This is a genomic window from Novosphingobium sp. SG919 (genome assembly GCF_012932495.1).
GTDB classification, from domain to species: Bacteria; Pseudomonadota; Alphaproteobacteria; order Sphingomonadales; family Sphingomonadaceae; genus Novosphingobium; species Novosphingobium rhizosphaerae.
Map to the genome: position 1 here is coordinate 406,629 of NZ_JABCNG010000006.1, position 13,473 is coordinate 420,101.

General features: G+C 66.5%; 13 protein-coding genes. 5 read left to right on the forward strand and 8 right to left on the reverse strand.

Going from position 1 to position 13,473, the window contains the following annotated elements; translation table 11 throughout:
- Positions 1–87: 87 nt before the first annotated feature.
- Positions 88–1,398 (forward strand): dicarboxylate/amino acid:cation symporter, encoded by a 1,311-nt coding sequence (locus FHT19_RS22005; RefSeq protein ID WP_169476805.1) that lies wholly within the window; start codon positions 88–90, stop codon positions 1,396–1,398.
- Positions 1,399–1,401: 3 nt separating this feature from the next.
- Here the strand turns inward: FHT19_RS22005 and FHT19_RS22010 are convergent, their stop codons facing one another.
- From FHT19_RS22010 to dapB, 3 genes are read right to left on the reverse strand one after another with little or no spacing between them, the layout of a single operon-like run.
- Entirely contained in the window at positions 1,402–1,827 is a 426-nt protein-coding gene (locus FHT19_RS22010) for a hypothetical protein (RefSeq protein WP_168556173.1), read from the reverse strand.
- Positions 1,828–1,868: 41 nt separating this feature from the next.
- On the reverse strand, positions 1,869–2,558 hold the full coding sequence (gene nth / locus FHT19_RS22015; protein WP_169476806.1) for an endonuclease III: 690 nt from the start codon (positions 2,556–2,558) through the stop codon (positions 1,869–1,871).
- Between the two features lie 5 nt (positions 2,559–2,563).
- A complete protein-coding gene (dapB, locus tag FHT19_RS22020; RefSeq protein ID WP_169476807.1) occupies positions 2,564–3,298 on the reverse strand; it encodes a 4-hydroxy-tetrahydrodipicolinate reductase in 735 nt (244 codons plus the stop codon).
- A 324-nt stretch (positions 3,299–3,622) separates the two neighbouring features.
- Here dapB and FHT19_RS22025 point away from each other — a divergent pair, with 324 nt between their 5' ends.
- The gene (locus tag FHT19_RS22025; RefSeq protein ID WP_248290607.1) at positions 3,623–5,350 is read left to right on the forward strand and encodes a HAMP domain-containing methyl-accepting chemotaxis protein; all 1,728 of its coding nucleotides are present in this window, start codon (positions 3,623–3,625) and stop codon (positions 5,348–5,350) included.
- Here FHT19_RS22025 and FHT19_RS22030 read toward each other — a convergent pair whose 3' ends face one another.
- The gene (locus FHT19_RS22030; protein WP_169476809.1) at positions 5,351–6,244 is read right to left on the reverse strand and encodes a LysR family transcriptional regulator; all 894 of its coding nucleotides are present in this window, start codon (positions 6,242–6,244) and stop codon (positions 5,351–5,353) included. It lies immediately after the preceding gene.
- Between the two features lie 106 nt (positions 6,245–6,350).
- Here FHT19_RS22030 and FHT19_RS22035 point away from each other — a divergent pair, with 106 nt between their 5' ends.
- Together FHT19_RS22035 and FHT19_RS22040 are read left to right on the forward strand one after the other, a co-directional pair.
- Positions 6,351–7,400, forward strand: coding sequence for an NAD(P)-dependent alcohol dehydrogenase (locus tag FHT19_RS22035; protein ID WP_169476810.1), 1,050 nt, complete (start codon positions 6,351–6,353; stop codon positions 7,398–7,400).
- 58 nt (positions 7,401–7,458) lie between these two features.
- Positions 7,459–8,178 carry an NAD-dependent deacylase gene (locus FHT19_RS22040; RefSeq protein WP_169476811.1) on the forward strand — a complete coding sequence of 240 codons (720 nt, stop codon included), beginning with the start codon at positions 7,459–7,461 and terminating at the stop codon, positions 8,176–8,178.
- A 161-nt stretch (positions 8,179–8,339) separates the two neighbouring features.
- On the opposite strand, the gene FHT19_RS22045 is transcribed toward FHT19_RS22040, so the two are convergent.
- Entirely contained in the window at positions 8,340–9,116 is a 777-nt protein-coding gene (locus FHT19_RS22045) for a HesA/MoeB/ThiF family protein (protein ID WP_169476812.1), read from the reverse strand.
- Positions 9,117–9,196: 80 nt separating this feature from the next.
- Between FHT19_RS22045 and FHT19_RS22050 the strand changes: the two genes are divergently transcribed.
- Positions 9,197–9,358 carry a hypothetical protein gene (locus FHT19_RS22050; protein WP_169476813.1) on the forward strand — a complete coding sequence of 54 codons (162 nt, stop codon included), beginning with the start codon at positions 9,197–9,199 and terminating at the stop codon, positions 9,356–9,358.
- Positions 9,359–9,590: 232 nt separating this feature from the next.
- On the opposite strand, the gene dnaA is transcribed toward FHT19_RS22050, so the two are convergent.
- From dnaA to FHT19_RS22065, 3 genes are all read right to left on the reverse strand, one after another.
- Positions 9,591–11,030 carry a chromosomal replication initiator protein DnaA gene (gene dnaA / locus FHT19_RS22055; protein WP_246866114.1) on the reverse strand — a complete coding sequence of 480 codons (1,440 nt, stop codon included), beginning with the start codon at positions 11,028–11,030 and terminating at the stop codon, positions 9,591–9,593.
- A gap of 687 nt (positions 11,031–11,717) precedes the next feature.
- Positions 11,718–11,978: a 30S ribosomal protein S20 gene (gene rpsT, locus FHT19_RS22060; protein ID WP_168556163.1), complete on the reverse strand. Its 261-nt coding sequence runs from the start codon at positions 11,976–11,978 to the stop codon at positions 11,718–11,720.
- A 293-nt stretch (positions 11,979–12,271) separates the two neighbouring features.
- Positions 12,272–13,447, reverse strand: coding sequence for a cytochrome P450 (locus FHT19_RS22065; protein WP_169476814.1), 1,176 nt, complete (start codon positions 13,445–13,447; stop codon positions 12,272–12,274).
- Positions 13,448–13,473: the final 26 nt, after the last annotated feature.

Below are 13,473 nucleotides of genomic sequence, written 5' to 3' on the forward strand. Positions count from 1 at the left end.
GCCAATCCAAGGGGTGCATTTGCCCCGTTTCCCGCCTAGGGTTCGCGGCTGACCGTCACACCTGAAACAAAACGAGCGGAGCATCCCTTGGCCCGGCGCCTTACGCTTTACATTCTCATCGCCATGATCCTGGGCATCGCCACGGGCTATGCACTCAACCAAACGCTACCCGCCGACAGCGCCACGCTGGCCACCACGGCGGAAACGCTCAAGTTGCTGCCTGATGTGTTCCTGCGCCTGATCAAGATGATTATCGCGCCGTTGATCCTGGCCACGCTGGTTTCGGGCATTGCCGGGATGGGTGATAGCACTGCGCTTGGCCGCATCGGCGGGCGCGCGCTCGGCTGGTTCATCACCGCCAGCCTGATTTCGATCAGCCTTGGCCTCCTGCTGGTCAACCTGTTCGAACCGGGCAAGGGCCTGCAATTTGCGGCCAATGCCAAAGTGGGCGATCTCGCCACGGCCGATTTCACCGTGCACCACTTCGTGCTGCAGATCGTGCCGACCAGCCTGCTCGATGCCATGGCGCAGAACAACGTGCTGCAGATCCTGGTCTTTTCGCTGTTTGCCGGCCTCGCGCTATCGGCCATCGGCGAAAAGGGTGCGCCGCTCCTCCGCGCGAGCGAGGCCTTGGCCAGTCTCATGCTGACGATGACCGACTATGTGATGAAGGCCGCCCCGCTTGCCGTGTTCGGCGCGCTTGCCGCGGTGGTTGCCACCAAGGGTCTGGGCATCATCGTCACTTATGGCGTGTTCGTGTCGGAATTCTATTTCGCGCTGCTGGTGCTGTGGGGCCTGCTGCTGGGGCTGGGCGGGATTTTCCTGGGGCGGCGTATCCTGCTGCTGGCGCGCTATATCCGCGAACCCGTGCTGCTGGCCTTTTCCACCGCCAGTTCGGAAAGCGCGCTGCCGCGCCTGTTCGAACAGCTCGACCGCTTCGGCGTGCCGCGCCGCATTTCGGGCTTCGTCCTGCCGCTGGGCTATTCGTTCAATCTCGATGGCTCGATGATGTATACCAGCTTTGCCACGATGTTCATCGCGCAGGCGTACAACATCCCGCTGTCCTGGCAGCAGCAGATCGCCATGCTGCTCACGCTGATGGTCACGTCCAAGGGAATCGCCGGCGTGCCGCGCGCCAGCCTGGTGGTGATTGCCGCCACGCTCACCCAGTTCGGTCTGCCGGTGGAAGGGATCGCCCTGCTGCTCGGCGTCGACACGTTCCTCGACATGGGCCGCACCGCCACCAACGTGGTCGGCAATGCGGTGGCCACGGCGGTCATCACCCGCTGGGAAGGCATGCTGCAAGTGCCGCTCGATCCCGATGCCCCCGCTCCGGTGCCGCCGCACGACACGGCCGAGCACGGGCGGCGCGGGCTGCACCTCGATGAGGGGCAATAACGGCTATTTCGCCGGCGTCACCGGCTGGAGCGTCACCGGCTGGAATTGGCCCAGCCCGCACGATCCGCGCGGGCCGCCGCCGGCGCCGGTCTGCAACACGGTGATGATGTCCACGCTGCACAGCTGCGCCTGGCTGGTGGCATAGCCGAAGGTCTGCTGGAACCCCAGCCCGCTGCAGCGCTGGGGCAGGACGTTGCGATACCACCGCGTGCCCACGCGAAAATCGATGGTCCAATCGTCACGCACGCGGCTTTCGCTGATCTGGCCCAGCGGGATGCAGCTTTGCGCCGGGCCGATTGGCGTGGCGGCCGGAGTCTTGGGTGAATGGCCATCGGCATAAGCCGATCGGGGCCCGCCATCCGGCCCTGCAGCGGGCGCGCAGGCGGCAAGGGCAACAAGGCAGGCGGCAGCAGCGATCGAACGAACCATGGCATCCTCTCCATCGGGGCCGTGTTCAGAGCAGCGCCGGATCAGGCCTTCTTCTTGCGCGCAGCACCCTTCTTGGCAACCGGCGGCTTGGCGCCCTGTTCCAGCACTTTGCTCTTGAACGCGCAGAGGTCAACCACCGCGCAACGCCAGCATTCCGGGGTACGTGCCTTGCACACATAGCGTCCGTGCAGGATCAGCCAGTGATGCGCGCCCAGCCGAAAGGGCCCGGGCACTTTCTTGTCGAGCTGGGCCTCCACCGCCTCGGGCGTCTTGCCCTTGGCCAGGCCGGTGCGATTGCCCACGCGAAAGATGTGCGTGTCCACCGCAAAGGTTTCCATGCCGAACGCGGTGTTGAGCACGACATTGGCGGTCTTGCGGCCCACGCCGGGCAGCGCGGTCAGCGCGTCGCGGTCGGCCGGCACTTCGCCGCCATGATCGCGGACCAGCATTTCCGACAGGGCGATCACGTTCTTGGCCTTGGTGTTGAACAGGCCGATCGACTTGATGTGCTCTTTCAGGCCTTCCTCGCCCAGCGCCACCATCTGTGCCGGGGTCTTGACCTCTTCGAACAGGCGCCGTGTCGCCTTGTTCACGCCCACGTCGGTCGCCTGCGCCGAAATCGTCACCGCCACCAGCAACTGATAGGTGTTGCCATAGGCCAGCTCGGTCTCGGGCGAAGGGTTGGCTTCGGCCAGGCGGCGAAAGAACTCGAAGATCTGGTCCGTCTTCAAGGCCGTCAGCCTCCCAGCCCCAGCACTTGCGGCATGGTATAGCGCCCCGGCCCCTGCACCAGCAGCCATTCGCCAGCGCGAATCGCCCCCTTGGCAAAGATGCCCCGGTTTTCCGCCAGGTGCGACAGGCTGAGCCGCTCGCTATCGGCCAGGAAATGCACGCTGTGGTCGCCCGCCACGCTGCCGCCGCGCAGTGCGGCAAAGCCGATCGTGCCCGCCTCGCGCTTGCCGGTAATGCCATCGCGCCCGCGCACGGCCACGTCCTTGAGGCCCACCTGCCGCCCGCGCGCCGCGGCTTCACCCAGCAGCAGCGCCGTGCCCGAGGGGGCATCAACCTTCATGCGGTGGTGCGTCTCGACGATCTCGATGTCCCAATCCTCGCCCAGCCGCGCGGCCGCTTCCTGCACCAGGTGCGCCAACAGCGTGACGCCCAGCGAGGTATTGCCGGTCTGCAGTACGGGAATCGAAACCGCCGCCGCATCGATCAACCAGTGGTGCCGTTCTTCCAGGCCGGTGGTGCCCACCACGATCGGCTTGCCCGCGCCGATCGCGGCATCGAGGTTGAATTCCAGTGCGGCGGGTGCGGAAAAATCCACCAGCACGTCGCTCGCCTGGGCCAGCGCGACAGGATCACCCTCGCGGTCGATGCCCCCGGCCAGTTCGTGACCGGCGGCCACCACCGCTGCCTGCAGCGCCTGCCCCATGCGCCCTGCGCTGCCGATGATGCCGATGCGTGCCATGTCTTCTGCCCTTGCGCTGTTTGCGCGCCTCCATAAGACCGCGCCCTTGCCCGGTCGAGCCGGAAAGCGGCTATGCCAGCGCCCACCCCATCGGGCCATGGTGCAGGCCAGGTCCGAGGCTGCGATGAATCCCGTAAATTGCCAACCACGCTAATTTCATAAGCGACATCTAAATCAGGCAGCATTGACGCATTGTGCCAATGCACAGCACGAATTCAGATGGAGTCCGCAATGGTGATTCTGGGCCGTTTGAAGATCACGACCATTTCGCTTAGCTGCAATACGGTGTTGGCGGCCATGGCCGTCGCTTGCGCCGTGGTGCCCATGCAATCGGCCATTCAGGCCAATGTCCAGACCGAAGAACTCGAACGCCGGATCATTCCAGGCATTGCCGAATGGAGCGGCCTGAAAAGCCTGATGATCGCCGTGCGCATCAGCTCGGTAAAGACGCTGGTGCCGCTGAGCGACGAAAACCGCGTCGCCAACTACAACAAGATGGGCCGCCAGATCGCCGAGATCGACCAGCGCATCGCCGCCTTGCGCGGCCGTTCCCGCGACGAGGAACGCCGCGCGGTGGACGAGATCGCCCGCCAGTGGACCGAGTGGAAAGCCGCATCGGCCGCCGTCCGCGCGCAAGTGCAAGCCAACCGCGAAAACGCCATCGTGCTCTATGAAGAACACCTCAGTCCGCTGGGCCCCAAGCTGGAAAAGACCATTTCCGCCCACGTCGATGCGCTGCAGGCGCGCGGCCAGGAATTGAGCCAGAACGGCGCGTCCTCGATCGCGGCATCGATTCGAAGTTCCACCACGCTGTGCGTCCTGGCGGCCCTGGCCGCGCTCGGCGTGGTCATGCTGCTGCGCCACCGTGTTACCGGCCCGCTGCGCCGCCTGGCCCACGCCATGCGCGAAATGGCCGGCGGCAATCTCGATCGGCCGGTACCCTGCACCGAGCTGACCGACGAAGTGGGCGCGATCAGCCATGCCCTGCTCGACATCAAGGACGGCGTGGAGCGCCGCACGCGCGAGATGGCGGACCGCGATCTGGCGGTCCAGCGCCAAGTGGTGTCGGAATTGAGCATCGGCCTGCAACGCCTGGCCGCGCAAGACCTGGAATATCGCATCCACACCCCGTTCCCCGATCAGTACGAGGAACTGCGCAGCAACTACAACCAGGCCAGCACGGCCCTGGCCAAGGCCATCGGCGCGGCCCGCATCGGCGCGCGGCGCCTGCTCACCACGATTCGCGAAATCAACGCTGCGGCCGACGATCTTTCCCAGCGCAACACCCGCCAGGCCGCCACCGTGGAGGAAACCACCGCTGCGCTGCGCCAGGTAAATGGCGCGATCCAGGGCACGGCAACCCGCGCGGGGATCATGCGCGATTGCGTCACGCAAACACACGATCAGGCTACGCGCGGCGAAATGGTGGTCGGCAACGCGGTCAGCGCGATGGAAGCGATCGAGCGATCGGCGCAAGAGATCAACCAGATCATCGGCGTGATCGACGGCATCGCATTCCAGACCAACTTGCTCGCGCTCAACGCCGGGGTGGAAGCCGCGCGCGCCGGCGACGCCGGCAAGGGCTTTGCCGTGGTCGCCACCGAAGTGCGCGCGCTGGCCCAGCGCAGCGCCGACGCGGCCAAAAACATCAAGGAATTGATCGCCACATCCACCGCCCACGTGGGCGACGGGGTCGATCTGGTGCAGCAGACGGGCGACGTTCTGGGCCATATCCTGGTCCAGGTGGCCGAATTGACCGGCATGGTCGACGAGATCGCCGCCGGCACCGCCGATCAGGCCACGGCCATCGGCGAAGTCAGCAATTCGGTGGTGGAGATCGACCGCGTTACCCAGCAGAATGCCGCGATGGTGGAACAGACCAGCGCCGCCACTGCCGATCTCACCGCCGAAGCCGCCGCACTCGACTCGCTCGTCGCCCAGTTCCGCACGCGTGACCCGGACCGCCGCCCGCAAGTGGGCGGGGCACATCTGCGCAAGGCCTCGCTCGCTGGCGCAGTAGCACCGCTTGCCGCAGGATCACTGGTCGCCTGATCACCCGCGCCAGCGCAAACCGTCGATTACCACGCGCAAGGCCGGGGAAACGTGGGCGCGGCTGGGGTAATAGAGGTGATAGCCGGGATAGGGCTCACACCAGTCTTCCAGCACCTGCACCAGGCGGCCGGCAGCAATGTCGGCCGCCACGATGCTTTCCGGCAGGATGGCAAAGCCCAGGCCATCGCGCATCGCCTGCTCGGCCATGGCCAGGGTGTTGACGGTCACCGGTCCTTCCACCCGCATGCGCAGCGCTTCCCTGCCGCGGGAAAACTCCCAGGCATAGATCGCCCCGCGCGTGGGCAGGCGAAAGTTGATGCAGGGGTGTGCGGCAAGATCGCGCGGATGGCGGGGCAGATCGCGCCCGGCACAGAATGCCGGCGTTGCCACCACCACCATGCGCAAGGCCGGGCCGATCGGCACGGCCACCATGTCGCGCGCCAGGATATCGCCCGACCGCACCCCGGCGTCGAGCCCGGCCGCCACAATATCGACCAGGCCGTTGTCCACCAGCACTTCCACCTGGATATCAGGCCAGGCCCGCAGGATGCGACGCAGCCCCGGCCACACCACGGTGTTGGCCGAACCTTCGTCCACGGTCAGCCGCACCAGGCCGGCGGGCCGCGCCAGGCTCTCCCCCAAGGCGTCCACTGCCGCGTCGATCGCGGCAAAATGGCGTGCCACGCCTTGCGCCAGCCGCTCCCCTTCGGACGTGGGCGCCACGGCGCGGGTCGTGCGGTTGAGCAGGCGCACGCCGATCTGCGCTTCGAGCCCGGCAATCGTGCGGCTCAACGCCGATTGCGACGTGCCCAGCTGCGCCGCCGCGCGGGTAAAGCTGCGTTCGCGCACCACGGCCAGCAAGGCGCGCAGGTCGTCATGATCGGGCCGGGCCATTTATGCATTCCTGATATCAGTTCATGCAGGATTTAGCCGATTATCAGATTAATGGCGATGGCCTAGAACGCGGCCACGTCCCTCCCCTGTTGAAAGGATCTGCTGCATGACCGTCATGGCCTATGCCGCGCCCGCGGCCGACCAGCCGCTTGCCCCTCTTGCCATTTCCCGCCGCGAACCCGGCCCCAATGATGTGGCCATCACCATCGCCTGGTGCGGGGTCTGCCATTCCGACCTGCACACCACCCGCAATGAATGGAACAACGCGGTCTATCCGGTAGTCCCCGGCCACGAGATCGTCGGCCACGTCACCGCCGTGGGCGCCGACGTGACGAAGTTCAAGGTGGGTGACACCGTGGGCGTGGGCTGCATGGTCGATTCGTGCGGCCATTGCGGCTCGTGCCACGATGGGCTGGAACAGTTCTGCGAAGAAGGCATGGTCCAGACCTACAATTCGCCCACGGCCGATGCTCCCGGCCACACCCTGGGCGGCTACAGCCAGTCGATCGTCGTGAACCAGGGCTTCGTCCTCCATGTGCGCCACGCGCCCGAACAGCTTGCCGCGGTGGCACCGCTGCTTTGCGCCGGCATCACCACGTGGTCGCCCCTGCGCCACTGGAACGTGGGGCCGGGCAAGAAAGTCGGCATCGTCGGCATCGGCGGCCTGGGCCACATGGGGGTGAAGCTCGCCCGTGCGCTCGGCGCCCATGTCGTGGCGTTCACCACCAGCCCTTCCAAGCGCGAGGAAGCCCTGGCCCTTGGCGCGCACGAAGTGGTCGTCTCGCGCAACGAGGATGAAATGGCCGCGCAAGCCGGCAGCCTCGATTTCATTCTCGATACCGTGGCCGCAAGCCACAACCTCGATGCCTTCGTCACGCTGCTCAAGCGCGATGGCACGCTGTGCCTGGTTGGCGCGCCCGAGCACCCGCACCCCAGCCCAACGGTGTTCAACCTGATCTTTGGCCGCCGCTCGATCGCCGGTTCGCTGATCGGTGGCATCGCCGAAACCCAGGAGATGCTCGATTTCTGCGCCGAGCATGGCATCGTCTCGGAAATCGAAACCATCGCCGTCCAGGATATCAACCAGGCCTGGGACCGCATGGAAAAGGGTGACGTGCGCTATCGCTTCGTGATCGATTCCAGCACGTTCGCCTGATTGTACTGACCCTCATGCCGGATTGGCACGCCCGTGCCGATCCGGCATGATCGCGGGCATGACCTTGCCCCAGCATATCGTGATCCTCACCGGTGCCGGCGTTTCGGCGGAAAGCGGCATCGACACCTTTCGTGATGGCGGCGGCCTGTGGGAACAGCACCGCGTCGAAGACGTCGCCACGCCCGAGGCGTTCGCGCGTGATCCCGACCTCGTCCTTCGCTTCTACGACTTGCGGCGCGCTGCGATCCAGGAAAAGGCGCCCAACGCCGCCCATCGTGCGCTGGCCCGGCTCGAACACGAATGGCCGGCAAAAGTACCCGGCGGCAGCGTCACGCTCGTTACCCAGAATGTCGACGACCTGCACCTGCGGGCCGGCTCGCGCCATCTCATCGCCATGCACGGGCAGCACCTGTCGGCCTGGTGCACCGCATGCGACACGCGCCACGCCTGGACCGGCCCGCTGATCGACCGTCCGCCCTGCCCGGCGTGCGGCGCAGCCAGCCTTCGGCCTGATATCGTGTGGTTCGGCGAAGTGCCCTATCGCATGGACGATATCCACGATGCCATGCAGCGCGCGGACCTGTTCGTGTCGATCGGCACTTCCGGCGCGGTCTATCCGGCAGCAGGCTTCGTCCGCCTGGCGCGCGAGTTGGGGGCCGAAACGGTCGAACTCAATCTGGAACGCAGCCAGGGCTCGGCATGGTTCCACGATACGCGGCTGGGCCCGGCCACGCAGGTCGTACCTGGATGGGTAGACGAACTGCTCAAGACGCCCTGACAGCAAATGCGAAAAAGCCCGGCCAAGGTTTACGAAGAAGCCTCGGTCCGGGCCAAGTCCCAGGTTCATGGCTTGCACCACGCGCCTGTCGGGTCGCCCGATAATTCTACGCTTCCGCCGTCCGCCCGCCATCCCCCGAACGCGGTATATTGCTTATTTTGTCAGGCCGCCGGGGCGGCGTGGCCGCACGTGGCGCAGCCGGGATCCTGCGCGATGCGCATGGTGCGCAGCGATGGCTTGAGCCCGTCGAGCACATGCAATTCACCCCATTGCGGATCGCCCAGGCTGGCGACGCCTTCCAGCAGAACGCGCAAGGCTGCCATGGCGCCAAAGGTGCCTACCATGCCCACCATCGCCCCCAGCACGCCTTGTGCCGCGCAAGTGTCGCAATCCTCCGCGTCAAACGCATCGCCCACGAAGCAGCGATAGCAGGCATGCCCCGGCCGATGCCCGGCAAAGTTGGCCACCTGCCCCTGGAACCGGCCCAGCGCCGCGCTGGTCAACGGCACGCCGGCCGCCACGCAGGCATCCGATACGGCAAGGCGAGTGGCAAAATTGTCCGATCCATCCAGCACCACATCGGCGCCTGCCACCAAGCCGGCGGCATTGTCGCGCGCGATGCGCGTGCGCTGCGCCGTCACCGTCAAGGCGGGGTCGAAGCGCGTCACCCAGTCGGCCGCCGCATCGGCCTTGGGCCGACCCACATCGGCCAGCGTGAAGATCGTCTGCCGCTGGAGATTCGATGGCTCGATCACGTCATCGTCGATCAGGGTCAGCCGCCCCACGCCCGCCCCGGCCAGGTATTGCAGCGCCGGGGCGCCGATCCCGCCCACGCCCACCAGCACCACATGGCTTCCCATGATCCGCGCCTGGCCGGCGCCTCCCACTTCAGGCAGCACGATGTGTCGGGCAAAGCGATCGAGGCGTTCTGGCGTCATGGTGGTGGAGGTAGGCGCACGAACGCCAAAAGGCGAGAGGGCCATTTGCAAAGGCGCCTTGCTGGGCCACAAGCACGCGCATGAAAGATCGCATCTGGATCGTGCTGGTGCTGGCCCTGCTACTGGGCGTGGTAATCGGCTGGTGGGGCAAGGGGCATTGGGCCGAACGGGAATGCCGCGCCGGTGGCGGCACCTGGTTCGATACCGCCAGCACCTGTGGAAAAGTCAGCGTAAAACCCTGAGCACACGCGGTGGATCGGGGGTGGGCAACCCGGTGCAAAACCGCAGCATAACACTGTCGACAAGCTGGGCATAAACCTGTGCCCAGCGCGTGGACAAGGCTGCGGACAACCGCGCGCGCAACCCTGTGCATAACCACGGGATGGTCGGCGGATAACCTTGGGCAAATCCCGGCAAACGCCGGGGACAGTCCGGGATGCCCCGGCGCCGTTGGGCGCCGGGATCATGCCGCGATCAGTCTTCCAGCTGGCGCAGCAAGGTGCGCACGTCGCCATCCATGTCGGCGTCGCGGCTGCGCAGGTCTTCGATCAGGCGCACGGCGTGGATCACGGTGGAGTGATCACGCCCGCCAAACTTGCGGCCGATCTCGGGATAGGACCGGGGGGTCAGCACCTTGGCCAGGTACATCGCCACCTGGCGCGGACGCACCACCGCGCGGGCGCGGCGCTTGGACGCCATTTCCGAGCGATCGACGCGATAGAACTGGCACACCGTGCGCTGGATCTCGTCGATCGTGATGCGGCGGCGGTTGGCCGACAATATGTCGGTCAGCTGCTCTTCGGCCAGTTGCAGGCTGACCTGCTGGCCGGTGAGCTGGGCAAAGGCGATCAGCTTGTTGAGGCCGCCAACCAGTTCACGCACGTTGCGATTGATCGTGCGGGCCAGGAATTCGACCACGTCCTGCGGCACCTGGGCGCTGGTGAAGCGCGACAGGCGGTGCTCCAGGATCTGGCGCCGCAGCTCGATGTCAGCAGCCTGTATATCGGCGACGAGCCCCATCGACAGGCGGGAGAGCAGGCGCTGTTCGACACCGTCGAGCGCCTGGGGCGCGCGATCGGCCGCCACTACCAAGCGCTTGCCGGCGCTGAGCAGGGCATCGATGGTGTGCAGGAATTCTTCCTGCGTGCTGGCCTTGCCGATGATGAACTGGATGTCGTCCACCAGCAGCATGTCGAAGCTGCGCAGGCGCGACTTGAACTCGATCATCTCGTTCTGGCGCATGGCCTGGACGAATTCGATCATGAACCGTTCGGCCGAGCAGTAGAACACCCGCGCGCCGGGGCGCGCCGCCATAAAGCCATTGGCAATGGCGTGCAGCAGGTGGGTCTTGCCCTGGCCGGTGGAGCCCTTGAGATAGAGCGGCGAGAACTGCGGCGTTTCGGCCGCGGCCATGCGCTGCGCCGCGTTGAGCGCCAGGACATTGGCACTGCCGGTGACGAAATCGCCAAAGGTCAGCGACGGGTCGATGCCCGAAGCGGCGGTATCGAATCCTGCCACGGTCGGCGCCGGGGCCGGCGCCGGACGGCTGGCCGGGGCCAGCACCGGGGCGCTTTCGTTGGCAGCCGCCACGCGCAGCTCGGGTGCTGCCCGGCCACCCACGCGCAACTCGGGCATGGCCCGGCGGCGGGGGTGCACGGTGATGCGCACCTGGCGCACTTCGGCCCGGGCGATCTTCCACGCCAGGGACAGGCGATCGGCAAAGCGATCGGCCACCCAGTTGGCCGAGAATTCGGTGGGCAGGAACAAGTCCAGCGTGCCGGTTTCCTTGCAGAAACTGCCCAGCTGGATCGGCTTGATCCACTGCGTGTGCAGCTGCGGCCCCAGGTCCTTCTTGAGGCCCTGGCTGATGTCGGCCCAATCGGCCGCCAGGTCGAGCGCTTCCTGGTCCTCCATTCCCCCGTCACGTCCTTTCCGTGGCGCTGCGGCCTGCGCGGCGCGTCCACTGGCTGCCACAAGCGCAGCTGCCCCATTGGGGGAGCCGCCGCCTTGGGAACCGATTGCGGCCGTGCCACCCGCACCGCCACTTGCACCGCCGAACTGATCCATCTTCACGCTTCGCCGTCCCACGTAAATAATCCAGGCCTGCGGCCAGATGCCCCCGCGTTGCAGGCAAACGCCCACGGGCATGGCGTATCGGCAAAGACCGAACCGCCAGGGTCCCGCGGACACAGCCTACCTGTCCGCCAGTGCCGCAGTGGGCACGGCAGATTGCCGTATCGAGCGATGTTCCGTGACACCGTGCCCCGATCGATCCGTGTCGTAACGGACCGGCCAACGCGCGGCGTGGTCTCTGTCTATGAGCCACTGCGGGGGCTGTGCAAGCCCATCAGGCGCAAAATTTCTGAAATAATTAGCCTTGACTCAACAACTGCGCGAAAATCGCTTAAGTCATTGAAATTTGGCTAATTAACAAAATGCGCATCATGCGAATCGCCACAAATCCGTCACTTGCACGTCCGTGCCGTGTCATCGAACCGTCGCATATCGCGCAGACGAAAATGGCCGGCGTTCATCACGCCGGCCAAAGCCGTATTTGTGCGCAGTGCGTCCCCTAACAAAAAAGGGCGCAAAGCGGCCGAATCAGAGAGCGGCGACTCGCTTGCTCAAGCGCGAGAGCTTGCGGGCCACGGTGTTCTTGTGGACCACGCCGCGGGCAACGCCACGGGCCAGTTCAGGCTGAGCAGCCTTGAGCGCTTCGGCCGCGACGGCCTTGTCACCACCGGCGATCGCGGTTTCCACCTTCTTCACGAAGGTACGGATGCGCGAAAGGCGGTTGCCGTTGATTTCGGCGCGGCGTTCGTTGCGACGGATGCGCTTGCGGGCTTGCGGCGTATTGGCCATGTCTGTCCTGTTTCTGTCCTCTGGCGGGCCACCCCGGGGGGCAGACCGGAAAATGTCCTGGTCTTGCTCGACTTGGTCGTTCGACAAGGCGGGCAAGCCCGCTGGAAAGCGGCGCCCATACCGGGCTGTGGACGAATCGTCAAGGCGATGCTTGCACCCCGCGTTCGTCCGGCCAACCCGGCCTGCCCGTTTCCGACGGGCGCGATGTCGGATCGCCAAGTCGCGCGATTCGATGGGCGGCCATAGCCGCTGTTGGCCCCGCGCTCAATCGGGCAAGCTCAATCGGCCAAAGCTCAATCGACCAGCCGCAGCGCCACCTTGCCGCCCTCGCCAGCGGGCGCCAGGGCAAAACGATCGAGCACATGCGCCACGGCCTGGCGCGCGACCAGTTCCACGCCCTGCGCCACCGCAGGCGCCAGCAAGGCCTTGGCCAGCCAAGCCCCGCCGGGCCGGTCGTGCAGGCGCGCCTTCGAAAAGCGCAGCGGGTCGAACCGCGCCGGCTCGGGCCACAGCGTCGCATCGACATGGGTTGCCGCCGGGCTGATCGCCACGACCGCGCCCGCTTCCAGGCAATGCTCGCCCAGCGGCAGCGGCGCGACCAGGCGCCGCTCTACCAGCAGTGGGGCAGGCATCAGGCGCCACGCCTCGTGCGTGGCCATTTCGACCAGTTCGAGTGCCACCGGTGCGGTGCGGCCTGCCGCGCGCGCGCTGCGCACTTCGGCGCGCAAGGTATCCTGCCAGTCCGGCGTTTCGGCCAGGTGCCGCGCCAGGGTACACAGCAGGCGCAAGCCCACCGCATGGCATTCCTGCAGCGTTTCCAGCATCACCGGATCGGTATGCCCGGCCTGGGCCAGGCCACGCGCCATGGCCTGGCGCGCGCCCATCGCCGAGGACGGCAACCCGCGCGGCATGGCGCGGCGCAGCAGGCTGCCGCCATCATCCAGGGTGGCCAGCGCCCCGGCCAACCGCTCGGCCGCGCCCGATCCTGCGGCCAGCCCGGTCATCGCCGGCACCAGCGCGCGCGCCAGCATCATCGCCAGGGCCGGCTGGACACGAACCGTGCCCGCCCGCCAGCGCGCCAGTTCGGCATGGAATACCGCGCCCAGCACTGCTTCTTGAACGGCTGGCGCCTGCCCCGCCGCATCCCGCGCGGCCGCGGCGCGATCGGCCCCCAGGGCTGCAAACTGCGTGCCGTCATCGTCCAGCACCAGCCGGTTGAACCTCGCATCCAGCAGCATCACGCGCTTGCCCTGGCGAAAGACCGGGCCAAGGCGCGCCTTGTCGCGCAGCAGGCGTGCCAGCGGATCGCCCCAGCCCAGCCCGCCACTGGTTTCCGGAACGGGCAGCGGCGCGTTCGCCAGCGTGGTGTCAACCAGGGACTCGCCATCGCCCGCCAGGGGCAATGCATGGCCCTCTGGAAGGGGGGCACGGGGATTCAGGTTCTGCAAATCGTTCGCCGGCGTCAGCATGCTCTCTCCATCTGGCCGAACCTGTT